Source organism: Nitratireductor aquibiodomus, from assembly GCF_900105565.1.
Taxonomy (GTDB): Bacteria; Pseudomonadota; Alphaproteobacteria; order Rhizobiales; family Rhizobiaceae; genus Nitratireductor; species Nitratireductor aquibiodomus.
In genome coordinates this window covers 2,406,075-2,429,079 of sequence record NZ_FNSL01000001.1, presented here as the reverse complement: position 1 = coordinate 2,429,079, position 23,005 = coordinate 2,406,075, and the positions used below count along the sequence as shown (strand labels likewise).

The window sequence follows — 23,005 nt, the reverse complement described above, 5'->3', positions numbered from 1 at the left end:
GACCATGGCCGAGCGCATGAACGAAAAAGAAGAGCAGAAGATCATCAAGCTCGCCATTCTTGCCGTGGGCGGGCAGGGCGGCGGTGTTCTCACCAACTGGATCACCGATGTGGCCGAGCGCAACGGCTACCTTGCACAGGCAACATCCGTTGCGGGCGTGGCACAGCGCACCGGGGCGACGATCTACTATGTGGAGATGTGTCAGGATACCGGTCGCCGGCCGGTTTTCTCGCTGGCGCCGGCGCAGGGCGACATCGACATTCTGATTGCCGCCGAGCTCATGGAGGCGGGGCGTGCGGTGATGCGCGGCTTCGTGACACCCGACCGCACGACGCTGATTGCCTCGGCGCACCGCATCGCGGCCGTTTCGGAGAAGATCGAGCCCGGTGACGGGCGCGCGGATTCGCCTACCGTTCACCGGAATGCGCGCGAAGCGGCGAACCGCTATATCTGTTTCGACATGGAAAAGGTGGCTGTCGAAGCCGGCTCTGTGATCTCATCGAGCCTGTTTGGCGCACTCGCGGGCTCGGGCGCGCTGCCATTTCCGCGTGAAAGCTACGAGGAAACCATCGAGGCTTCCGGGCGCGGGGTGAAGGCGAGCCTCGCGGCATTCGGCAGGGCGTTCGAGCTCACGGTTTCCGGTGAGCGCGTGGAAGAGGTGCGTGCCAATGCAGCGCCGGCTTCAAGGCAGATCGCGGTGGAGGGGCCGGAACGACTTGTGGCGCGGTGGAACGCATTGGCCGCCCGCGCGGAGGCCTATCCCGAACCGGTGAGAGCCATGGCGCTCGCCGGGCTGCGCAAGGTGGTCGACTATCAGGACCTCGCCTATGGCGCGGAATATCTCGACCGGCTCGAGAGTGCGCTGGCGCTGGACAGCGCAGAAAAGGGCCATGCCCTGGGAGAAGCAGCGGCCAAGCATGTGGCCAACGCCATGTGCTATGACGACATTCTGCGCGTTGCCGATCTGAAAACGCGAACCGCGCGCGCCGAGCGCATCCGCAAGGAGATGAAGGTCGGCGAGGCCCATGTTCTGCAGGTGACGGAGTTCTTTCACCCCCGCGTGGAAGAATTCTGTGGCACACTGCCGGCGGGGCTTGGCCGTTTCATCGAAAACAGGCCGGGACTTGCCCGCTGGGTCGACCGGCGCATCAATCGCGGAAGGCGGATCCGGACCGACAGCCTGTTCGGCTTTGGCGCGTTGTGGCTGATCGGCACGCTGCGGCCATGGCGCCGATCGCTGCTGCGTCATCAGGTGGAAGAGGCGCATCTGGAACGCTGGTATGCGCTGGCGCTCGACACGGCGCAGCGCGACTATGCGCTGGGGGTGGAAATTCTCAATTGCCGACGGCTCATCAAGGGTTACAGCGACACGCATGTGCGCGCGCACTCCAAGTTCGACCGGGTGCTCTCCGGCCTGACCCTGCTGGAGGGCCGCGATGATGCAGCAGACTGGCTTCGACGGCTGCGTGACGCCGCGCTCAAGGACGAGAAGGGCGAAATGCTCGATGGGGCGCTCAAGACGGTGGCGACGCTGGAAGCAGCCTGAGCACATTTGCGTGGGGGGGCGGGGCCATGCCGGAAACGGCGTGGCCTCTTTCGTTTGCAGGCACTGGAATTTGCAGACACTGGCATTTGCGGGGACTGGTCTTGCCCGCGCCGCCATTCCTGATATTAGTCGCCTCGACTTCCAAGGCTCCGGCGTGCGGAGCCGGCCGGCCATGCCGTACCTCTCATACCGGGAAAGACCATGACGAAACTCAAAGACGTGAAAAAGGTCGTGCTTGCCTATTCGGGCGGCCTCGATACCTCGATCATCCTCAAATGGCTGCAGACGGAGCTCAATGCCGAGGTGGTGACCTTCACTGCCGATCTCGGCCAGGGCGACGAGCTGGAGCCGGCGCGCAAGAAGGCCGAGATGCTCGGCATCAAGGAAATCTACATCGAGGATGTGCGCGAGGAATTCGTGCGCGATTTCGTCTTCCCGATGTTCCGCGCCAATGCCGTTTATGAGGGCGTCTATCTGCTGGGCACGTCGATTGCCCGACCGCTGATCTCCAAGCGTCTGGTGGAAATCGCTGCCGAGACCGGGGCTGACGCCATCGCCCACGGCGCGACCGGCAAGGGCAACGACCAGGTGCGTTTCGAGCTTTCGGCCTATGCGCTTAATCCCGACATCAAGGTGATCGCACCCTGGCGTGACTGGGAGTTCAAGTCCCGCACCGACCTGATCAATTTTGCCGAGGCACACCAGATCCCGGTGCCCAAGGACAAGCAGGGCGAGGCGCCTTTCTCCGTCGATGCGAACCTCCTGCACTCCTCTTCCGAAGGCAAGGTGCTGGAGGACCCGTGGGTGGAGCCGCCGGAATATGTGCATCAACGCAGCGTTTCGCCAATGGATGCGCCCGACGAGCCGACCGAGATCACCATCTCCTTCAAGGCGGGCGATGCCGTTGCCATCAATGGCGAGGCGCTTTCGCCGGCAACGCTGCTCAAGGCGCTGAACGATCTTGGCCGCGACAATGGCATTGGCCGCCTCGACCTCGTGGAAAACCGCTTCGTGGGCATGAAGTCGCGCGGCGTCTACGAGACGCCCGGCGGTACCATTCTGCTTGCGGCGCACCGCGCGATGGAGTCCGTCACGCTCGACCGCGGTGCTGCGCATCTCAAGGATGAGCTGATGCCGCGTTATGCGGAGCTGATCTACAATGGCTTCTGGTTCTCGCCGGAACGCGAGATGCTGCAGGCCGCCATCGACAAGAGCCAGGAAGACGTGGAAGGCGAAGTGCGCCTGAAACTCTACAAGGGCAATGTGATCGTGACCGGCCGCAAGTCCGACAAGTCGCTTTATTCTGATGCACTGGTCACCTTTGAGGACGATCAGGGCGCTTACGACCAGAAGGATGCTGCCGGCTTCATCAAGCTGAATGCCTTGCGCCTGCGTACACTGGCCGCAAGGAAGCGTGGCCGGTGATCGTTCCAGCATTTGGATAATGAAAAAGCCGGCTGTGATGCCGGCTTTTTTGTGCGTTGAGCTGCAGGCGCAGGGTTTGGCGTCTGCCGGCCCTTCGCTATGGCTCCGGGCGTTCGTCGCTCAAAAAGCCAAATCGTTGGCTTTTTGCCCGCTACGCGGGACGCTCCTCACCCATCGATTTCCCTGGCCATGATGGCGATGGCCTGCTGGTAGACGCTCGCCGCGTTCCAGCCCTGAATGGCGCGGAAGTTCGGCTGCCCCGGCTGATAGCCGGCACCGCGCTGCCAGCCATGGGCGCGCAGGAAGTTTGCGGTTGAGGCAAGCGCATCGGCCTGCGAACGGATCATGTCGACCCGGCCGTTGCCGTCGCCATCGACGCCATATTTCAGAGCGTTGCCCGGCAGGAACTGGGTCTGGCCGATCTCGCCATGGGCTGCGCCCCTGGCATTGGGATCAAGCATGCCGCGATCCACCATTGTCAGCGCGCCGTAGAGGTGGCCGGTGAAGAACTCCGAGCGACGACAGTCATAGGCGAGTGTGGCAACAGCCGAGACGATGTTCTGATTGCCGAGGAAGCCGCCAAAGCCCGTCTCCATGCCCCAGATGGCGATCAGCGGACCGGCAGGCACACCGTAGCGCTTCTCGATGTTTGCGAAGAGACGCGCATACTTCTTCTTCATTCCCTTGCCGCGCGAAATGATCGCGTTCGAGCCCCGCTTCTGCATGAACGAATTCAGCGACAGCTTGAAGCTCTTCTGGCCACGGTCGGCGGCAATCGTCTTGCTGGCATAGCTGGTTCTGGCCAGAGCGTTCAATCCGCGCTTACCAATGCCGCGTGATGCCGCTTCCTGGCTGAACTGTGCCTTCCAGGCTTCAAATCCCCCGGCGTTGTTTCCACACTGCGCGGCGGAGGCCTGCCCCGCCATGAGAAGTGAGGCACAAACCGAAGCGGCCAGGACCACCGCTCTTCCCCCGAAAGCCATGTTGCTCTCCTTAAGATAAATGATGGCTAGATAATGTGATGCTGGCAGCGATTACACAACATTTCGGTGGCCGCAAGCGTTGAGTTTCCTAGCATAGCGGTCATTACCGAACCGTTTCGCGGGCCGGAATGCTCCATTTCCGCTTATTTGTCGCGGAACCGATCGCGGTCCGCTCCGTTTGATGCCCCAGTTGAAACCGACTGGAGATGAGTCATGAACAAGGTGTTTCTCAAGGGCGCTGCCGCCGGTATGGCGTTGCTGGCTTTCGCTGGTGTGGCAGGTGCAGAAGTGCTTGCACGGGCGACCGCAGATCTGAACATTCGCTCGGGCCCGGGGCCGCAATATCCGGTTGTCGGGGTGATCAGGGTTGATGAAGAGGCCGCCATTGAAGGTTGCCGAGAAGGCAGCAAATGGTGTGCCGTCAATCATGCCGGCGTGAATGGCTGGGCTTATTCGGACTATCTGACGGCACCTTTCGATGGCGCCGGGGAGTATGTAGTGGTGACCGACCGCCCGGCTGAGGCGCTGCCTCCGGTTTCCTATGAAGCCACGTCGAGTGTCGAAATCGCGCCGGTTCATGGTGAGCTGATCGGCCGCAAGACCGCTCTCGGCACGGTGGAACCCATCGCTCCTCCGCCCGCGGAGGTAACAACCTATATCCAGACCAACCGGGTGGAACCCGTTTATCTGGAGGGTGAAGCCGTCGTTGGCGCCGTTGTTCCCGAAACTGTCGAGGTCCGCGAGATTCCCGACTACGACTACCGCTATGTCTATGTGAACCAACAGCCGGTTTTGATCGAACCCGAGACACGGCGCATCGTTTATGTTCTGCGATGACACTTAACGCCGGGCTTGAGCTGACGGTACAATGTTCAGCACCGATGATCGAACGCTGTGGCGATGGTCTCGCCGCAGCGTTTTTTGATGATCTCTTGGTAACGGCTTGACAGCAGCGAACAACGAAGGCACTTTTCCTCATATTATTAGCTGGCTAATTATAATGTTGGAAACGGACTACCGGAAATTTTTCAGACAGAGATACTCGCCTGCGCCGAGAGCGCTTGCAGGCCCATGCGCAATATCGCAAAAACAGGACTCTACCGTGATAACACCACAGTCCGGACGAGCGCGCGCTCATCCATTCGCGGCGGTCGCGACTGCCTTCGTGATTTCATCATTTCCCTATACCGCGGGCGCGCGGCATTTGAATGATCAGGCTGTCGGCCCTGAAACGGCTGCGATGCAACAATCGCCGTCGGCCCGGATGCCGCTTCCGCCGAAAGACATAGTGCCGCGCCATCATACTTACCGACAGTCTGAACCTGGCGTGGCGGCCGGGCAGCAGGTCGCATCCAGTTGGGTGATAATCTGGCTGGCAGCGCGTTACTATCCCGGTTTTTGCGAGGATCTGCCAACGCATCTTCTGGAGATGTGCGGCGAGGAAAAGCGAAAGGCGGAGCTGGAGAAACGCCGGCAGCCGACAGACGGAGACTGAGCCACTTTGTGCCGCGCAGGCGCGTTCTTTTGACTGGGCTCAATCTCACGATCTGACGCGCTTTGCGTAGCCGAAGCCATGCTCTCCTTGACTCTAGAGACGATTTCCTGTCTACAGGCGCAGAATTTCCGCGACGAGTGACAACTCCGAGCAGCCGACCAGGGCGCCTTTCAACAGAAAGTGACGATCCTGGAGGTCAACACCCGGCAGCGCGATGCGCCCCCGGGTGCTTTTCGGCTTTGCGCGATGTTTGAAGCTCAGGCGCGGATGCATTACCTCTCGCATGAACACGAATGATGCGAGACATGAGGAACGCGGATGTTTGAATCGCTTCAGGAACGCCTTGGTTCCATCCTGAATGGCCTGACGGGCCGCGGTGCGCTGTCGGAGGCGGATGTCTCTGCGGCCCTGCGCGAGGTGCGCCGTGCGCTGATCGAGGCGGATGTGGCGCTCGATGTGGTGCGTTCCTTCACGGACCGTGTGCGCGAAAAGGCCGTCGGTGCCGAGGTTCTGAAATCCATTAAGCCCGGCCAGATGGTCGTCAAGATCGTCCACGACGAGCTTGTCGAGATGCTGGGCACCGAGGGCGAGACCATCGACCTCAACGCGCCGGCCCCCGTCGTCATCATGATGGTGGGTCTGCAGGGCTCTGGTAAGACCACCACGACCGGCAAGATCGCCAAGCGCCTGACCGAGAAGCAGGGCAAGAAGGTTCTGATGGCGTCGCTCGATACGCGCCGCCCCGCCGCCCAGGAACAGCTCAAGCAGATCGGTGAGCAGACCGGTGTCGCCACGCTGCCGATCATTGCCGGCCAGACGCCGGTCGAGATCGCCAAGCGCGCCACGCAGGCGGCCCGCCTCGGCGGCCATGATGTGGTGATCCTCGATACGGCAGGCCGTACGCATATCGACGAGCCGCTGATGGTCGAGATGTCGGACATCAAGAGCGCGTCGAACCCGCACGAGATTCTGCTCGTGGCCGACTCGCTCACCGGTCAGGACGCCGTCAATCTCGCCAACAACTTCAACGACCGCGTCGGTATTACCGGCCTCGTTCTGACCCGTATGGATGGTGACGGGCGCGGCGGTGCGGCGCTTTCCATGCGTGCCGTTACCGGCAAGCCGATCAAGCTGATCGGTGTTGGCGAAAAGATGGACGCGCTCGAGGAGTTTTATCCCAAGCGCATTGCCGACCGTATTCTGGGCATGGGCGATATCGTTTCGCTGGTCGAGAAGGCCTCCGAGACCATCGACGCGGAAAAGGCCGCGGCGATGGCCAAGAAGATGCAGGCCGGCAAATTCGACCTGAACGATCTCGCCGAGCAGTTGCGCCAGATGCAGAACATGGGTGGCATGGGCGGTATCATGGGCATGATGCCCGGCATGGGCAAGATGAAGGACCAGATGGCTGCCGCCGGTCTCGACGACAAGATGTTCGGTCGTCAGATCGCCATCATCCAGTCGATGACGCCGAAGGAGCGCGCCAACCCGGAGCTGCTCAAGCACAGCCGCAAGAAGCGCATTGCCGCTGGCTCCGGCACGGACTCGGCGCAGATCAACAAGCTCCTGAAGATGCACCGCCAGATGGCCGACATGATGAAGGCCATGGGCGGTAAGGGCCGCAAGGGCGGCATGATGCGCGGCCTCATGGGCGGCATGGCGCAGAAGATGGGCCTTGGTGGCATGCCGGGTGGCCTTGGGGGCGGCATGCCTGATCTGTCCAAGATGGACCCGAAGCAGCTCGAGGCTCTGCAGAAGCAGGCAGAAGCCGCTGGCCTGGGCGGCGGTCTGCCCAAGGGCGGTTTGCCGAAGAGCCTTCCGGGAATGCCGGGTGGCGGCTTGCCGGGGCTTCCTGGCGGTCTGCCCGGCCTGCCGAAGAAGAAGTAAGGGAAGCCGATGAGCGACAACACGGATCAGGCCAGGGCAAAGCTTCTCGAGCTGCGCGCCTCCATCGACAATATCGATGCTGCACTCGTGCACATGCTGGCGGAGCGTTTCCGCTGCACCAAGGCGGTCGGTCATCTCAAGGCCGTTCATGATCTGCCTCCGGCCGATCCTGCGCGCGAGGAGCGCCAGATTGCGCGCCTGCGCCGTCTCGCCGACGATGCAAATCTCGACCCGGATTTCGCCGAGAAGTTTCTCAATTTCATTATCCGCGAAGTGATCCGTCATCACGAGGCGATTGCCGAGGAGCACGGCAACGGCTCCAAGACCGGCGAGAAGGCCTGAGCATGACACCGGTCCTCGAAAGCGAGCGCCTCATTCTGCGCGGCTGGCAGCGGGAAGACTTTCCCGCCTATGCAGCCTTTTGCGCGGATGCGAAACGCACGCTTCATACCGGCGGACAGAAGGACGCCTTCCAGGCATGGACCGCTTTCTCGTCCATGGTTGGCGCATGGGCGCTCAATGGCTACGGCATGTTCGCCGTCGAGCCGAAAGACGCTGATGCAGTGGCCGGTTTCGTTGGTCTCTGGCATCCGCCGGCGATTGATGAGCCGGAGCTTGCCTGGAGCCTCTATGAGGGGTTTGAGGGTAGGGGCTACGCGGTGGAGGCAGCACGCCGCGTGCAGGTCTGGGCAGCCGAAGACCTGAAACTGCCGCCGCTTATGAGCTTCGTCCACCCGGACAATCTGGCCTCACAGGCCGTTGCAAAGAGGCTGGGTGCCGAGCCCATGTCTCCCACTGAACTGCGCGGCGAGCCGCGCCTGAGATTCCGGCACGTGTTGCCGGCTTGAAAGCCATTATCGAAAGGAAGAAACCATGGCACTGAAAATTCGTCTGGCCCGTGCGGGCTCCAAGAAGCGTCCTTACTACCACGTCGTCATCGCCGACGTGCGCAGCCCGCGTGACGGCCGTTTCATCGAGAAGGTCGGCTCCTGGAACCCGATGCTGCCCAAGGATGGCGAGCGCATCGTTCTGAACGAGGAGCGCATCAAGCATTGGCTTTCCAACGGCGCTCTGCCGACCGACCGCGTTCTGCGCTTCCTCGATGAGGCCGGCATTGCCAAGCGCGATGCGCGGAGCAACCCGAACAAGGCGAAGCCCGGCAAGAAGGCTCAGGAGCGCCTCGACGCTGCCAAGCAGGCCGAGGAAGATGCAAAGGCTGCTGCCGCCGAAGCTGAAGCCGCTGCCGCCGAGGCACCGGCCGAAGAGGCTGCTGCAAGCGAATAAGCTTTGCAGGCATGTCTATTGAGAATGGCGGGCCGAAAGGCCCGCCATTTTTGTTTGGGTTGGCCCTACCCGGAATAATTGTAATAAAATAAAAAACTCCTTCATACGTGTGCAAGCAGTTGCGAATCATCATCAGCAGGGGTTTTCAGAAATGGGGATTCGAGAACACCCGCCACCGGGCTGCATCGTCATGGTTGACTACTCTGCAGGTGGCTTCAAGGAACCAGAAATGACGAAGCGGCGACTTGCAGTGATCCTTACTCCCAAGATCAAGGCTCGCCCTCACCTTTGCACAGTCGTTCCGCTGAGCTTGACGGAGCCGGAAAAGATTATGCCTTATCATCAGCAGATCGACATACCCTTCGAACTGCCGAAAAGATGGGGAGCTGCTGAGCGTTGGGTTAAGGGCGATATGGTCAATGCCGTTGGCTTTCACCGAGTGGATTTACTCCGTTTAGGCAAGGATGGTGCCGGAAAGCGCATCTACCAGATGAAATGTCTTCCGGATGATATGTTCAAAACTGTTCGCGCCTGCGCACTGCATGGAATGGGGCTCTCACACTTGACAAAATACCTTTAGAAACCCATCTTCTGGTAGATAGCGGCTCTGCACATGCCATCCGCGTCTAAGACCCTTCCAAGGGCCACTGGTCGAAGCGAGCGAAGGCAAGCTCCTGATCAGTGTCGATTTTCCAAAACTCCGCTTCGGCGGAGTTTTGTGTTTCTAGGGGCCTTCACCCGGAAAGCACTGGCTCGCCCTCGTTCTTATATGCAAGGTCGAAGCCACTCTCTGAATGAGACCACTTGCCCCCAAGGCGCTGCGTCAGATCCAAACCGGGAACACCCATACTGGGCAAAAGAAAAGCGGACCCGAAAGCCCGCCTCTCTCATTCTCAATCGAAGAACCCGCCTGAGATCAGGCAGCTTCCTTCTTCGGCTGGATCAGGCCGCGCGCCACGAGAAGCTCGGCGATCTGAACCGTGTTGAGTGCAGCGCCCTTGCGCAGATTGTCGGCCACGACCCACAGAGCCAGCCCGTTGTCGACCGTCGGGTCTTCACGCAGGCGGCTGATATAGGTGGCGTCTTCGCCGGCGCTCTCGTAAGGCGTCACGTAACCGCCGTCCTCGCGCTTGTCGATGACCTGGCAACCCGGTGCCTCGCGCAGGATCTCGCGTGCCTCGTCAGCCGTGATCGGCTTCTCGAACTCCAGGTTCACCGCTTCCGCATGGCCGATGAACACCGGCACGCGCACACAGGTGGCCGTGAGCTTGATCTTCGGGTCGAGCATCTTCTTGGTCTCGGCGACCATCTTCCACTCTTCCTTCGTAAAGCCGTCTTCCATGAAGACGTCGATATGGGGAATGCAGTTGAAGGCGATGCGCTTGGTGAACTTGTTGGCCGAGATCGGATCGGCGACGAAAACGGCGCGCGTCTGCTCGAACAGCTCGTCCATGCCTTCCTTGCCCGCGCCGGAAACCGACTGGTAGGTGGACACGACCACGCGCTTGATCGTTGCTGCCTCATGCAGCGGCTTCAGCGCGACCACAAGCTGCGCCGTGGAGCAGTTCGGATTGGCGATGATGTTCTTCTTGGTGAAGCCGTCGATCGCGTCGGGGTTCACTTCAGGAACGATCAGCGGAACGTCCTGATCGTAGCGCCAGGCCGACGAATTGTCGATCACGACGCAGCCCTGCTTTCCGATCTTCGGAGAATACTCCTTGGAGATCGAACCGCCGGCCGACATCAGGCAGATGTCGGTGTCGGAAAAGTCGTAGGACTCGAGTGCCTTAACCTTCAGCGTCTTGTCGCCGTAGGAAACCTCGGTGCCGACCGAACGGCGTGAAGCAAGCGGGACGATCTCGTCTGCCGGGAAGCCGCGCTCTTCGAGGATATTGAGCATTTCGCGGCCGACATTCCCCGTGGCGCCGGCGACAGCTATCTTGAAACCCATGTGGTTTTTAACTCCTGTCTCTCTCCGCTTGGCTTAGATTTGAAGGCCTGCAGCCAGCAGGCATCTTCTCCCCGGCTAGGCCCGGGGAGAGAACGAGCAGCCGAGGCGTCAGACCGTTTTGGTCGTCGTTTTGGCTGTCGTTTTGGTAAAGCAGAGACCGACGCTGCCGTTCCCGGCTGCGTTTAAAAAACTTTGTGCAAATGGCGCTTCGTGATGCGCGCGCATGGCAAAGGGGTCTCCGTTTCCGCGCGTTGTTTTACGCTGAATCAGGCGCAAGTCAACGAAATAGCGTGCGCGGCCGGCCATGCCGGCCGCAAACAGAGGTCAGGCGAGCGCCTTGTATTTGGCCACGATGGCATCGCCCATGGCGGTGGTGCCGACCTCGGTCATGCCCTCGGACATCAGGTCTTTCGTGCGAAGGCCGTCGTCCAGAACCGAAGCGATGGCCTTCTCGAGGCGGTCTGCCTCTTCAACCATGTTGAAGGAGTAGCGCAGGCACATGGCAAAGGAAGCGATCATGGCGATCGGGTTTGCGATGCCCTGGCCGGCGATGTCCGGTGCGGAACCATGTACCGGCTCGTAGAGCGCCTTGCGCGAGCCGGTTTTCTCGTCCGGCGCGCCGAGCGAAGCCGAAGGCAGCATGCCGAGCGAGCCGGTGAGCATGGCGGCAACGTCAGACAGCATGTCGCCGAACAGATTGTCGGTGACGATGACGTCGAACTGCTTGGGCCAGCGCACGAGCTGCATGCCGCCGGCATCGGCCAGCATGTGGGTCAGCTCGACGTCGGAATACTTTGCCTTGTGCGTGTTGGCGACGACCTCTTTCCAGAGCACGCCCGACTTCATGACGTTGTGCTTTTCCATGGAGCAGACCCTGTTGCTCCGCGTGCGCGCTAGCTCGAAGGCGACGCCGGAAATGCGCTCGATCTCGTAGGTGTCGTAAACCTGGGTGTCGATGCCGCGCTTCTGGCCATTGCCAAGGTCGATGATCTCCTTGGGCTCGCCGAAATACACGCCGCCGGTCAGCTCGCGCAGGATGAGAATGTCGAGGCCTTCGACGACTTCCGGCTTGAGGGAGGACGTGGCGGCCAGCGCCGGGTAGCAGATGGCCGGACGCAGATTGGCGAACAGCTCCATCTCCTTGCGCAGGCGCAGAAGGCCGGCTTCCGGACGAACCTCGTAGGGAACGCCGTCCCATTTGGGGCCGCCGACTGCGCCGAACAGCACGGCATCCGCCGCCATGGCCTTGTCCATGTCGGCATCGGAGATCGACTGGCCGTGCGCGTCATAGGCGCAGCCGCCGACGAGGCCTTCCTCTGTCTCGAACCCGGCATTGAAGTCGGCGTTCATCATGTCGATGAGTTTCTTGACCTCGGCCATTGCCTCGGGGCCGATGCCGTCGCCGGGGAGAAGAAGGAGTTTGCGCGTTGCCATGGAATGCCTCTCGAACTGGTAATTCGAGGGACTTGCTAATCCGCCGCGCCGGATTGCGCAAGGCTGGCAGGTCAGGAAGCGGTACGCTTGCGCCTGAGCGCGGTCACCTCGATCTCGATCTTCATCTCCGGCTCATTGAGCTCGCAGACGATCATCGTCGCTGCTGGCCGGATATCGCCGAAGGCTTCGCCCAGGATCGGGAAGACCCGGGACACATAAGAGCGGCTGGTTACGTAGTAATGCGCGCGCACTACGTCGGCGAGCTCGAAGCCGCCCTCGTTCAACGCTGCGCGAATGGTGGAAAGGCAGTTGCGTGTCTGCTCTTCCACGCTGTCGGGCATGGCCATGGTTGCATAGTCATAGCCCGTGGTGCCGGAAACGAAGCACCAGTCTCCATCAACCACCGCGCGGCTGTAGCCCGCGGTCTTCTCGAAGGGAGACCCGGTGGAGATGAGGCGGCGCTGGCCGCCTCTGTCATCCCGGCTTACGCCCACGGATGGCTTTCCGTGTACTTGTTCTCGAAGGTTTCGATGGCCGGAGCTTTCTCCATGGTCAGGCCGATGTCGTCGAGGCCATTCAGCAGGCAGTGCCGCTTGAAGGCGTCGATCTCGAACTTAACCACGCCGCCGTCCGGACCGCGGATTTCCTGCTCTTCCAGATCGACGGTCAGCGTCGCGTTGGCGCCGCGCTGCGCGTCGTCCATCAGCATGTCCAGTTCTTCCTGGCTGACCTTGATGGGCAGGATGCCGTTCTTGAAGCAGTTGTTGTAGAAAATGTCGGCAAAGCTGGTGGAGATGACGCAGCGAATGCCGAAATCGAGCAGCGCCCAGGGGGCATGCTCACGGCTCGAGCCGCAGCCGAAATTGTCGCCGGCAACGAGAATGCTGGCATTGCGGTAGGCCGGCTTGTTGAGCACGAAGTCCGGGTTCTCGGAACCGTCCTCGTTGAAACGCATTTCGGCGAAAAGCCCGGCGCCGAGGCCGGTGCGCTTGATCGTCTTGAGATAATCCTTCGGGATGATCATGTCGGTGTCGACATTGACGATCGGCATGGGCGCGGCGACGCCCGTCAGCTTGGTAAACTTGTCCATGAATCCTGGTCCGTTGTCTGCGCGGCCATTTTATCTGCCGCATCTCCATACACAAGCCAACCCCGCAAAGCAAAGCTCTCTTGTTTTTGTCCCTCAAGCGCCGGGCGGGCGCATCCGCGCCCCTGGCTTTCGGCGCACAGGCGCCGGCGGCCGGTCGGCCTTGCCATCTTGCTGCGCAGAATGGAAATCTTTCTTCCGTTCGGATTGTGCAAGGAAGTTTTCCCTTGGCCAATTGTCCTGTCTTGCTTCGAATGCAGTACTGAGCCATGAAACGGACATGCATCATCATCATCCAGCACAGCTTCGCCGTTCGGTTCTTTACGTGCCCGCCAGCAATGAAAAGGCGCTGGTCAAAAGCGCAACGCTTGCCTGCGACGCGGTGATCTACGATCTGGAAGATGCTGTCGGACCGGAAGAAAAACTGGATGCGCGCGAGAGGTTGCGCGACTTTCTGAATGGCGGGGATCGTCCGCGCTGCGAGGTCGTCGTGCGCATCAATGCGCTCTCCAGCATCTGGGGAACGGAAGATTTTCTGGCTGCGCGCGCGGTGAAGCCCGATGCCATTCTCCTGCCCAAGGTGAATGGTCCCCGTGACATTCTCGACGCGGATGCGGCGCTTGATGAAACCGATGCGCCGCGCAGTCTGAAGCTCTGGGCGATGATCGAGACACCGCGCGCCGTGCTCAATCTGGGGCCAATCGCGGAGCTCGGGCGCGATCCGGCTGCCCGCCTCGCCTGTCTCGTTGCCGGCACGAACGACCTTGCCAAGGAAACCGGCGTCGAACTGACGGAAGATCGCCGCTACCTGGCGCCGTTCCTGTTCCAGCTTGTCATGGCGGCGCGGGCCGGAGGTATTTCAGTGCTTGATGGCGTTTCCAATGATTTCCGCGACCTCGACGCATTCGGGAAAGGCTGTCGCGAGGCACGGTCGATGGGTTTCGACGGCAAGACGCTCATCCACCCGGCGCAGATCGCGCCGGCCAATGCGGTTTTTGCACCGTCCTCCGAAGCGATTGCCGAGGCTGAGGCCATCGTTGCCGCTTTCGCAGATCCCGAAAACGCCGGGCGCGGCGTGATTTCGCTCAACGGGCGCATGGTGGAGCGCCTGCACCTGGAGATGGCGCAGACACTGCTCGAGCGCGCCAGCGCAATCAGACTCAAAGAGAGTGGAGAGACGGCCCGATGAGGCTCTATCGTTTTTTGACCGGTCCGGACGATGCAAGCTTCTGTCACAAGGTGACAGTGGCCTTGAATAGGGGCTGGCTGCTCCACGGCTCCCCCAGCTATGCCTATGATGCCGAGGCCAAATCGATGCGATGTGGCCAGGCCGTCTACAAGGAAATCGACGGGCTGGAATACACGCCGGAGATGAAGCTCGGCGACTACTAGTGTAATTAAAGTTGCGCTCCGGTTCGTTTCTTGCTTTCCTCACTCCGGGCAAGGGAGGGGGACGAAATGAACACGATCAATATCGTCAATACAGGAAATCACTCACCGGAAGAGAGTGGCTCCGTTCGGTTGCGTTGCAACTACTCAATCATGGAGGCGACCGGCTATATAATCATCTGGGCGGTTGTCTCTATTGTCACGCTCGGGATCGGCGCATTCTTTGCGATCTACTATTTCTACAAGTCGATCATCAACAAGACCTACCTGATAAACCGGGAAGGGCATGCCATCGCCAGGCTCGAGTGCGAACTCAACCTCGCCGAAATCATCGGGCACGTGATCCTCTGGATCATCCTGACCGTAATCACTTTCGGTATCGGGTTGCTGTTCTACATGTTCCGAACACTGCGCCTGTGCATGAACAAGACGCGGATGGTTCGCCTTTAGATCGTCCTTTTTTCGGTCCGATGATCCAGGATCAGGCAACGGCCTCTTCGATCCGGGCCATATCGTCGTCGGATAAGCCGAAATGATGGCCGACCTCGTGAATGAGCACGTGGTTGACGATATCTCCGAGCGTTTCTTCGTTCTCGGCCCAATAGTCGAGGATCGCCCGGCGGTAAAGCGTGATGCGGTTGGGGCCTTCTCCGGTCGCCGGGTTCCAGCGTTCGGCGATGCCGCGCCCTTCAAACAGGCCGAGCAGGTCGAAAGGCGTCTCCAGAGCGAGATCGTCCATGATCTCCTCCGTGGGAAACTCGGCCACCTGGATGATGATCTCGCCGGTCAGCGTGCGGAAGTCATCGGGAAAATTCGCATAGGATTCGAGCGCCAATAACTCCATCTCCTGAAGCGAAGGCGAAAGCTGGCTTTCCCAGGCCCGTGTCTGATAGATGCGTGCCATTCCTAGTCCTTTGAGGCGCCATATAGCGGTTTATGTGACGGCTTTCGAGTACGAAATGCGCCCCTGCATTCGGCGTCAGACGTCAAAAATCAAAATTTGGCCGAAGTCTCGCGCCCTGATAAAGAGCAAATGGGGCGATGAACAGCCCCGTTGTCTATTGCGAAAGCGAGAGTGGAATGTTTTTGCGAACGGTTCTCGGCGGCGTTCTGGCGTTGCCGTTTCTCATGGCGGGGCAGGCGTTGGCGCTTGGCCCTGCGGCACTTCCATCGACGGGGTTTGCCAAGCAGGATGGCGGAAATGTCATTCTCGCCCAGGCGGGAGACCCGCGTGTCAGCGGCCTGGAAGAGCAGGTGCGCCAGCTCAACGGGCGGGTGGAAGAGTTGAATTTCCAGATTCTGCAGATGCAGGATCAGCTCCGGCGGATGCAGGAAGACAATGAATTCCGCTTCCAGGAACTGGAAAAGAACGGCGGGTCGGGTGCCGCGCCTGCCGGTGGTCTGCCCGATCAGCGAACCGAGCGCATGCCGTCAGACGGCGGCCTCGGGGGCGGACCTGGGGGCGGCCTAGGGGGCGACACGGCGAATGGCATGGAAAGCGGTACACAAAGCGCGTCACGGGACGCGCCGACCGTGGGTGAGCCACCGCGCACGCTTGGAAGTGTCCGCTTCGATGCGAATGGCAACATTGTCGGCGGCGAAGTCGGCGAGCCCATCGACCTCACCCGGTCGGGCGAGATCGGGCCGATCGGGCAGGGTGATCAGATGGCATCGCTCCCCTCGGCCGATGATCCGGAAGAACTTTACAGGAATTCCTACGAATTCATCCTGTCGGGCGATTACAAAACGGCGGAGGCCGGGTTCCGTCAGCACATCGAGCGTTTCCCGGGCGACACCCGCACGCCTGATGCGCATTTCTGGCTTGGGGAATCCCTTCTAGGGCAGGATCGCTACCGCGACGCCGCCGAGATTTTTCTGCGCGCCAGCCGCGAATACCCTTCGGCCGACAAGGCACCCGACATGCTTCTCAAGCTTGGCATATCGCTGGCGGCAATGAACCAGCGCGACGTGGCCTGCGTCACCTATAATGAAATTGGTCAGAAATACCCTGATGTTTCCACGGCGCTGCGTGAGCGCGTGAAGCAGGAACAGGCGCTCGCGGGTTGCTGAACCCGGCGATGCAGCCAGATCCGAGACAGATCTTCGACGGTATCGCATTTTCCCGACAGACCGGGGTGATTGCAGCGGTTTCCGGCGGTGGCGACTCCCTCGCCCTTCTTCTCCTTTTGAAAGAATTCCTTGATTTGCAGGCAGGCGCTCCGGCCCTCACGGCGGTGACGGTGGATCACGCCCTGCGAGCCGAGGCGGCCGAAGAGGCGCGCTTTGTCGCTGCCCTTTGTGCCAGCCGCGGCATAGCTCATTGCACAATGGTCTGGCGCGGCGAAAAGCCGGCGACGGGCATTTCCGCTGCCGCGCGCTCGGCACGGCTGTCGCTACTGGCGCAGGCGGCACGTGAGGCGGGTGTCGGGCTGGTTTTCACCGGCCACACGCGTGACGATCAGGCTGAAACCGTTTCGATGCGCGCCGGGCGCGGCACGGGGCTGGGCACGGGGCTAGGCGGGGCGGGGATTGCCCCCGCTTCGCTCTATGAGGGTGCGATCTGGTTTGTCCGGCCGCTGCTTTCTCACGGCCGCGCCGATCTGCGCAGCTATCTGGCATCGCGGGATGTGTGCTGGATCGACGACCCGACCAATGACGATACGACCTATGAGCGCGTGCGCGTGCGCCGCTCGCTGACTGCCGAAATGGCGGCCAGACGAATTGCGGAAGCCGAGACCGCCGCCGCCCGGCGTGTTGCGCTTGGCGCGCGCGCAGCGCGTCTGATCGATGGGCATGCATGCTGTGTTGCGCCGGGGCTCTATCGCGTTGATCCGGCGTTTGTCGAGGACGCGGACGCCGAGGCTGCGCTCCATGCCCTGCGGGTGCTGACGGCGATGGCTGGTGGCGCTCTGCACCTGCCTTCCGAAGAGCCGTCGGCCCGTGTGCTTGCCGGGCTGCGCGCTGGAGTTTGCGCCACATTGTCGCGGGCGGTGATCGACCGGCGCGCAAGCGGCATCTACCTTCACCGCGAACGGCGCAACCTTCCGACAGGAAACGAAGCGACGCGGAAGGTGCTGTGGGATCGGCGCTACAGGCTTTCCGCGCCGGAAGGCCTGCACATTGCTCCGTTTGGCGCTGCAGCGCGCGATCTTCTGCCGGAGGCGAACCCCACCCTGCCGCAGGATCTTCTTTTTGCAGCGCAATTTGCCGAGCCGGCTCTGTGGCGCGACGATATCTGCATTGGACCCGCGCGTATGGCGCTGCCGGGAAACGGGATCGGCGTGCCAGCCCCCTGGGCGCACCTGCTTCCATCCTTCGATGTTGACGTCGCGCAGGCCCTCATTCGACTGGTTGGCTGCAAAACAGTTCTAAAACTGCCATGAGCGCACCACATTCGGCATGGAAGCTTAACCTAAAGGTGAGCAGGTGTGGTGCCCTGGCTTGGCAAGGAAGCACCGGCTCCCTATGTTAATCCTGACCACGAAAAACGGACGATCGCCGGGCTTCGGCGAGTATGCGGGACTTATATGAATCCGAATTACAGAAACTTTGCGCTCTGGGCGATTATCGCCGTTCTGCTGATTGCGCTCTTCAACCTGTTCCAGGCTCCCCAGCAGCGCGGTGCGACGCGCGATATCGCGTATTCGCAGTTTCTGGAAGAGCTTTCGTCGGGAAGCGTTGAATCGGTGACGATCACGGGCGATCGCATCACCGGCACCTATACGGGCAACCGCACCCCCTTCCAGACATACTCTCCGGGCGATCCTTCGCTGGTGCAGCGTCTTGAAGAGCGCGGCGTGACGATCAACGCCCGGCCTGAAAGCGACGGTTCCAACTCGTTCCTTGGCTATCTTGTCTCTTGGCTGCCCATGATCCTGATCCTTGGCGTGTGGATATTCTTCATGCGCCAGATGCAGTCGGGCTCGGGCCGCGCCATGGGGTTCGGCAAATCGAAGGCCAAGCTCCTGACCGAAGCGCATGGCCGCGTTACATTCCAGGATGTCGCGGGCGTCGATGAAGCCAAGGAAGACCTTGAGGAAATCGTCGAGTTCCTGCGCGATCCGCAGAAATTCCAGCGCCTCGGCGGCAAGATCCCGCGTGGCGTGCTGCTTGTCGGCCCGCCCGGAACGGGCAAGACGCTTCTTGCCCGTTCGGTGGCGGGTGAGGCCAATGTGCCGTTCTTCACCATTTCGGGTTCGGATTTCGTGGAAATGTTCGTCGGTGTCGGCGCGTCCCGCGTGCGTGACATGTTCGAACAGGCCAAGAAGAACGCGCCCTGCATCATCTTCATCGACGAAATCGATGCGGTCGGTCGTCATCGCGGTGCCGGTCTCGGCGGCGGCAATGACGAGCGCGAGCAGACGCTGAACCAGCTTCTCGTCGAGATGGATGGCTTCGAGGCCAATGAAGGCATTATCCTGATCGCAGCCACCAACCGTCCGGACGTGCTCGACCCCGCGCTTCTGCGTCCGGGCCGTTTTGACCGCCAGGTCGTGGTGCCGAATCCGGATGTGGCCGGCCGCGAGAAGATTCTCAAAGTGCATGTGCGCAATGTGCCGATGGCGCCGAATGTCGATCTTAAGATTGTTGCACGCGGCACGCCGGGCTTCTCCGGTGCGGACCTCGCCAACCTCGTCAATGAGGCTGCCCTGATGGCGGCCCGGCGCAACAAGCGCCTCGTCACCATGCAGGAGTTCGAAGACGCCAAGGACAAGGTCATGATGGGTGCCGAGCGACGCTCGCATGCCATGACCCAGGAAGAAAAGGAACTGACCGCCTATCATGAGGCCGGTCACGCCATGGTCGCAATCAACGTGCCGAAGGCCGATCCGCTCCACAAGGCGACCATTATTCCGCGCGGGCGCGCGCTCGGTATGGTCATGCAGCTTCCCGAGGGCGACCGCTACTCGATGAGCTACAAGTGGATGATTTCGCGCCTTGCCATCATGATGGGCGGACGCGTGGCCGAAGAGCTCAAGTTCGGCAAGGAGAACATCACCTCCGGTGCTTCCTCCGACATTGAGCAGGCTACCAAGCTTGCCCGCGCCATGGTCACGCAGTGGGGCTTCTCCGACGAGCTCGGCCAGGTGGCTTATGGCGAGAACCAGGAAGAGGTGTTCCTGGGCCATTCCGTGGCGCGCCAGCAGAACATGTCGCAGGAAACGCAGCAGAAGATCGACAGCGAAGTGCGCCGTCTGATCGATGAAGCCTACGCGACCGCGCGCGATATCCTGACCAAGAAGAAAAAGGGCTGGATCGCCATCGCCGAAGGGCTGCTGGAGTACGAGACGCTTTCGGGCGACGAAATTCAGGCGCTGCTCAAGGGTGAGAAGCCGTCGCGCGATTCCGGCGACGACACGCCCCCGTCCCGCGGTTCAGCCGTGCCGAAGACAGGCACGCGGTCCCAGGGGCAGAAAAAGGGCGGCGATGAGCCCGAGGGTGGCATGGAGCCACAGCCGCAGGGCTAAAGAACGTTCTTTCGGACGAACGTCACTTTTAGATCGTCGTGCGTCCATCTGGACTCACGAAGATCTAAACTATTAATGGAGCATCGGAATAACCCGAAAACCGGATTCCACTTTTCGGTCCGGTGCTCTAGAAAGCCGTGAACATCGTTTCACGGCTTTTTTGTTGCGGTTTGACCAGACCAAAATCGCGCTTTGGTTGAGTTTGCAGGGTTGCCCTGTCTCTTAACTTGCTATTAAGCATAATTCGCAAGCAGACGTTTATTTGAGAAGCGTTACACTGTCTCACAGAATTTGATGCAAACGAGTGCTGCTCCTGTGGCAAAGAGTGAGCGAGGGACGCCGCTTTGACAGAAAAACCAGACAAAGTGCGCCGAACGGGCAGCAAGGGTAAAATGGCAAAAAAATACTTTGGTACGGACGGGATTCGCGGTCGCGCGAACCGCTTCCCGATGACGGGCGAAATTGCGATGAAGGTCGGCATGGCGGCTGGCCTTTCGTTTCAGAATGGCAGTCATCGCCACCGGGTGGTGCTTGGCAAGGACACGCGGCTTTCCGGTTATATGATCGAGAATGCGCTGGTTTCGGGCTTTTGCGCCGCCGGGATGGACGTCTTCCTGCTAGGGCCCATACCGACCCCGGCCGTTGCCATGCTGGTTCGGTCGCTGCGCGCCGATATCGGCGTGATGATCTCGGCCTCGCACAATCCCTATTACGACAACGGCATCAAGCTCTTCGGTCCGGACGGCTACAAGCTCTCCGACAAGATCGAAGGCCGCATCGAGGCGATGCTCGACAAGGAGGTAGAGCTAGCGCTTGCCGATAATGGCGGGCTGGGGCGCGCAAAGCGTGTCGACGGTGTCCATGACCGATACATCGAGTTTGCCAAGCGCACCCTGCCGCGCTCCATGTCTCTTTCAGGGCTGCGCATCGTGGTCGACTGCGCCAATGGCGCCGCCTACAAGGTTGCCCCTGCCGTGCTCTGGGAACTCGGTGCCGAAGTGGTGGCGATCAATGACGAGCCGAACGGCGTCAACATCAATGAGGATTGCGGTTCCACGCATCCGCTCGGCCTTGCCAAGAAGGTTCATGAGGTGCGGGCCGATATCGGCATCGCACTCGATGGCGATGCCGATCGCGTGGTCATCGTCGATGAGAACGGCACGGTGATCGATGGCGACCAGATCATGGCGCTCATCGCCCAGTCCTGGCACAAGGCCGGAAAGCTGCAGGGTGGCGGTGTTGTCGCCACTGTCATGTCCAATCTCGGGCTTGAGCGCTTTATGGGCGACCTAAAGCTTGATCTGCACCGCGTGAAGGTCGGCGATCGCTATGTGGTCGAGCGCATGCGCGCCAACGGGCTGAACGTCGGTGGAGAGCAGTCAGGCCATGTCGTCCTCTCGGATTTCTCCACCACGGGAGACGGGCTGGTGGCGGCGCTGCAGGTGCTGGCCTGCATCAAGCGCGAGAACCGCCCGGCCAGCGAGGTCTGCAAGAAATTCGAGCCGGTTCCGCAACTCTTGAAGAATGTGCGTATCTCCGGCGGGAAGCCACTCGAATCGGCGCCGGTCAAATCGGCCATTGCCGAGGCCGAGGCACGGCTCGGTGGTAAGGGGCGGCTTGTCATCCGCCCGTCCGGCACTGAGCCGCTTATCCGCGTGATGGCCGAGGCTGACGATCCGGCGCTGGTTGAAAGCGTGGTGGATGACGTGATCAACGCAATCGCCGATTCGAAGAACGCAGCCTGACGCGGCAGAACAGAGACAGTGGAAAAGCCGGTGCTCAGCGCCGGCTTTTTTCGTTCCGGCGTTGCGTGCTCGCTGGAAGCTGGCGTTTGCCCTCGATCCGCCTGTGCACAGCAGGACATGTCTTCCTGCACCCGTTCGGTGATCTCCAAGGCCCGGCGCATATGGGGCGGCTTCGTTCCTTGATCATGTAATTCCCGCAAAACGTGCATGCCGAACGTGGTTAAGGCTTAGGGTTAAGGCGTATTTAACTTTTTTCCTCAAATACTCCCGGCGAGTTGCAATTTGCCACTGTGCCCAGGGGGGCGCGGCAACGCCAAGGATGGGAAGATATGTTGAAGTCTATGAAGGTCTTCGGGGCGGCCTTGCTGCTAATCGCTCCGACCGCGGGCTATGCTGCAGATCTGTATGAGCCACCGATCATCGAAGCTCCCGAACCCCTGCCACCCGTGATCCAGCCGGACCCGGCTCCGTCCTTCGGCGGCTGGTATATTCGCGGCGACATCGACTATCACTGGTCGAAGCTGCGAGGCACCGAATACATCACCTATGGAGATGCGCCGGGCGGCCTTCGCGGCGGAACGGCCTCCTTCGATACGACAGACCTCAAGGGCGCCATGTCGCTCGGAGCCGGTATCGGCTACCAGATCAACAAATACCTGCGCGCCGACCTGACGGCGGATTACTGGTTCAAGTCCGACTTCACCGGCTCCACCTCGGGCACGTGCGGCGGTAGCCCCTGTGTGTCTACGGATACGTCGGCTTACAGCGCCTGGCTCCTGATGGCCAACGCCTATGTGGATCTCGGCACCTATTACGGGTTCACGCCCTATGTCGGTGCGGGTATCGGTGGCGCCTACATTATGTGGGACGATCTGACGAACTCGATATCGGGTGGCAGCACCACCGTGCATGAGGGCTCCAGCAACTGGCGTTTTGCCTACTCGCTGATGGCCGGTACCTCTTACTGCCTCACCGAAAACCTCAATCTCGATATGGGCTATCGCTTCACGCGCGTCGCAGGCGGCCGCATGTTCGAATACGCTTCGGGCGTTGCACCGGGCTTCGACGATGGCTTCAATGTGCACGAGGCACGCGCCGGCCTGCGCTACCAGTTCGGGGGCAACTCGAACTGTGCCCAGCCGCAGGTGGTCAGCTACGACCCGCCGCCGTTTGAACCGCCGGTTTACAAGTAAAATCAGCTATTTGGCTTTTGGTACCGCCCGGCTTTGCGCCGGGCGGTTTTTATTTGCGCGGTTGTTCTGAACAAGTGCGGTAACCCTGCGTTAGCCTTAACCTCGGCTTAACCCGAAT

At 60.9% G+C, this 23,005-nt stretch carries 23 protein-coding genes; 16 read left to right on the top strand and 7 right to left on the bottom strand.

Annotation, left to right across the window (positions count from 1 at the left end; translation table 11 throughout):
* Positions 1-4 precede the first annotated feature (4 nt).
* Positions 5-1,546, top strand: a complete 1,542-nt coding sequence (locus BLW55_RS11580) for an indolepyruvate oxidoreductase subunit beta family protein (protein WP_090328910.1) — start codon at positions 5-7, stop codon at positions 1,544-1,546.
* Positions 1,547-1,747: 201 nt separating this feature from the next.
* Positions 1,748-2,971 (top strand): argininosuccinate synthase, encoded by a 1,224-nt coding sequence (locus tag BLW55_RS11575; protein WP_090328909.1) that lies wholly within the window; start codon positions 1,748-1,750, stop codon positions 2,969-2,971.
* Positions 2,972-3,138: 167 nt separating this feature from the next.
* On the opposite strand, the gene BLW55_RS11570 is transcribed toward BLW55_RS11575, so the two are convergent.
* Positions 3,139-3,954 carry a lytic murein transglycosylase gene (locus BLW55_RS11570; protein ID WP_007009147.1) on the bottom strand — a complete coding sequence of 272 codons (816 nt, stop codon included), beginning with the start codon at positions 3,952-3,954 and terminating at the stop codon, positions 3,139-3,141.
* A gap of 213 nt (positions 3,955-4,167) precedes the next feature.
* On the opposite strand from BLW55_RS11570, the gene BLW55_RS11565 reads away from it, so the two are divergent.
* Positions 4,168-4,791, top strand: coding sequence for a DUF1236 domain-containing protein (locus BLW55_RS11565; protein ID WP_090328908.1), 624 nt, complete (start codon positions 4,168-4,170; stop codon positions 4,789-4,791).
* A gap of 769 nt (positions 4,792-5,560) precedes the next feature.
* On the opposite strand, the gene BLW55_RS20805 is transcribed toward BLW55_RS11565, so the two are convergent.
* Positions 5,561-5,722: a hypothetical protein gene (locus tag BLW55_RS20805; RefSeq protein WP_177175065.1), complete on the bottom strand. Its 162-nt coding sequence runs from the start codon at positions 5,720-5,722 to the stop codon at positions 5,561-5,563.
* Between the two features lie 45 nt (positions 5,723-5,767).
* On the opposite strand from BLW55_RS20805, the gene ffh reads away from it, so the two are divergent.
* The 5 genes from ffh to BLW55_RS11535 all read left to right on the top strand — a co-directional run bounded on the left by ffh (position 5,768) and on the right by BLW55_RS11535 (position 9,200).
* Complete coding sequence (gene ffh, locus BLW55_RS11555; RefSeq protein ID WP_007009149.1) at positions 5,768-7,336, top strand: signal recognition particle protein; 1,569 nt, start codon at positions 5,768-5,770, stop codon at positions 7,334-7,336.
* A gap of 9 nt (positions 7,337-7,345) precedes the next feature.
* Complete coding sequence (locus tag BLW55_RS11550) at positions 7,346-7,678, top strand: chorismate mutase (RefSeq protein WP_007009150.1); 333 nt, start codon at positions 7,346-7,348, stop codon at positions 7,676-7,678.
* A gap of 2 nt (positions 7,679-7,680) precedes the next feature.
* Positions 7,681-8,184, top strand: a complete 504-nt coding sequence (locus tag BLW55_RS11545) for a GNAT family N-acetyltransferase (protein ID WP_025029325.1) — start codon at positions 7,681-7,683, stop codon at positions 8,182-8,184.
* 25 nt (positions 8,185-8,209) lie between these two features.
* The gene (gene rpsP / locus BLW55_RS11540) at positions 8,210-8,620 is read left to right on the top strand and encodes a 30S ribosomal protein S16 (protein ID WP_007010736.1); all 411 of its coding nucleotides are present in this window, start codon (positions 8,210-8,212) and stop codon (positions 8,618-8,620) included.
* Between the two features lie 190 nt (positions 8,621-8,810).
* Positions 8,811-9,200, top strand: a complete 390-nt coding sequence (locus BLW55_RS11535) for a type II toxin-antitoxin system PemK/MazF family toxin (RefSeq protein WP_100213251.1) — start codon at positions 8,811-8,813, stop codon at positions 9,198-9,200.
* A 336-nt stretch (positions 9,201-9,536) separates the two neighbouring features.
* Here the strand turns inward: BLW55_RS11535 and BLW55_RS11530 are convergent, their stop codons facing one another.
* The 4 genes from BLW55_RS11530 to leuD form a co-directional block, all read right to left on the bottom strand.
* Positions 9,537-10,571, bottom strand: a complete 1,035-nt coding sequence (locus BLW55_RS11530; RefSeq protein ID WP_007010734.1) for an aspartate-semialdehyde dehydrogenase — start codon at positions 10,569-10,571, stop codon at positions 9,537-9,539.
* A gap of 324 nt (positions 10,572-10,895) precedes the next feature.
* A complete protein-coding gene (leuB, locus tag BLW55_RS11520) occupies positions 10,896-12,005 on the bottom strand; it encodes a 3-isopropylmalate dehydrogenase (protein WP_007010732.1) in 1,110 nt (369 codons plus the stop codon).
* Between the two features lie 71 nt (positions 12,006-12,076).
* On the bottom strand, positions 12,077-12,499 hold the full coding sequence (locus BLW55_RS11515) for a RidA family protein (RefSeq protein ID WP_090328906.1): 423 nt from the start codon (positions 12,497-12,499) through the stop codon (positions 12,077-12,079).
* Positions 12,490-13,095 (bottom strand): 3-isopropylmalate dehydratase small subunit, encoded by a 606-nt coding sequence (gene leuD / locus BLW55_RS11510; protein ID WP_007010730.1) that lies wholly within the window; start codon positions 13,093-13,095, stop codon positions 12,490-12,492. The genes BLW55_RS11515 and leuD overlap by 10 nt, the downstream gene beginning before the upstream one ends.
* A 277-nt stretch (positions 13,096-13,372) precedes the next feature.
* On the opposite strand from leuD, the gene BLW55_RS11505 reads away from it, so the two are divergent.
* From BLW55_RS11505 to BLW55_RS11495, 3 genes are all read left to right on the top strand, one after another.
* Complete coding sequence (locus BLW55_RS11505) at positions 13,373-14,281, top strand: HpcH/HpaI aldolase/citrate lyase family protein (RefSeq protein ID WP_090328905.1); 909 nt, start codon at positions 13,373-13,375, stop codon at positions 14,279-14,281.
* On the top strand, positions 14,278-14,484 hold the full coding sequence (locus BLW55_RS11500; protein ID WP_090328904.1) for a DUF1737 domain-containing protein: 207 nt from the start codon (positions 14,278-14,280) through the stop codon (positions 14,482-14,484). Before BLW55_RS11505 ends, BLW55_RS11500 begins: the two co-directional genes overlap by 4 nt.
* Before the next feature lie 66 nt (positions 14,485-14,550).
* The gene (locus BLW55_RS11495; protein WP_090328903.1) at positions 14,551-14,931 is read left to right on the top strand and encodes a DUF6693 family protein; all 381 of its coding nucleotides are present in this window, start codon (positions 14,551-14,553) and stop codon (positions 14,929-14,931) included.
* Between the two features lie 31 nt (positions 14,932-14,962).
* Here BLW55_RS11495 and BLW55_RS11490 read toward each other — a convergent pair whose 3' ends face one another.
* Positions 14,963-15,385: a metallopeptidase family protein gene (locus BLW55_RS11490; RefSeq protein WP_007010726.1), complete on the bottom strand. Its 423-nt coding sequence runs from the start codon at positions 15,383-15,385 to the stop codon at positions 14,963-14,965.
* 137 nt (positions 15,386-15,522) lie between these two features.
* Here BLW55_RS11490 and ybgF point away from each other — a divergent pair, with 137 nt between their 5' ends.
* The 5 genes from ybgF (at position 15,523) to BLW55_RS11465 (ending at position 22,887) form a co-directional block, all read left to right on the top strand.
* The gene (gene ybgF / locus BLW55_RS11485; RefSeq protein WP_090328902.1) at positions 15,523-16,551 is read left to right on the top strand and encodes a tol-pal system protein YbgF; all 1,029 of its coding nucleotides are present in this window, start codon (positions 15,523-15,525) and stop codon (positions 16,549-16,551) included.
* A gap of 8 nt (positions 16,552-16,559) precedes the next feature.
* Entirely contained in the window at positions 16,560-17,864 is a 1,305-nt protein-coding gene (gene tilS, locus BLW55_RS11480; protein WP_090329975.1) for a tRNA lysidine(34) synthetase TilS, read from the top strand.
* 144 nt (positions 17,865-18,008) lie between these two features.
* Positions 18,009-19,949, top strand: coding sequence for an ATP-dependent zinc metalloprotease FtsH (gene ftsH, locus BLW55_RS11475; RefSeq protein WP_007010723.1), 1,941 nt, complete (start codon positions 18,009-18,011; stop codon positions 19,947-19,949).
* 392 nt (positions 19,950-20,341) lie between these two features.
* Positions 20,342-21,694 (top strand): phosphoglucosamine mutase, encoded by a 1,353-nt coding sequence (gene glmM / locus BLW55_RS11470; RefSeq protein ID WP_007010722.1) that lies wholly within the window; start codon positions 20,342-20,344, stop codon positions 21,692-21,694.
* A gap of 329 nt (positions 21,695-22,023) precedes the next feature.
* Positions 22,024-22,887, top strand: a complete 864-nt coding sequence (locus BLW55_RS11465; protein WP_065816789.1) for an outer membrane protein — start codon at positions 22,024-22,026, stop codon at positions 22,885-22,887.
* Positions 22,888-23,005: the final 118 nt, after the last annotated feature.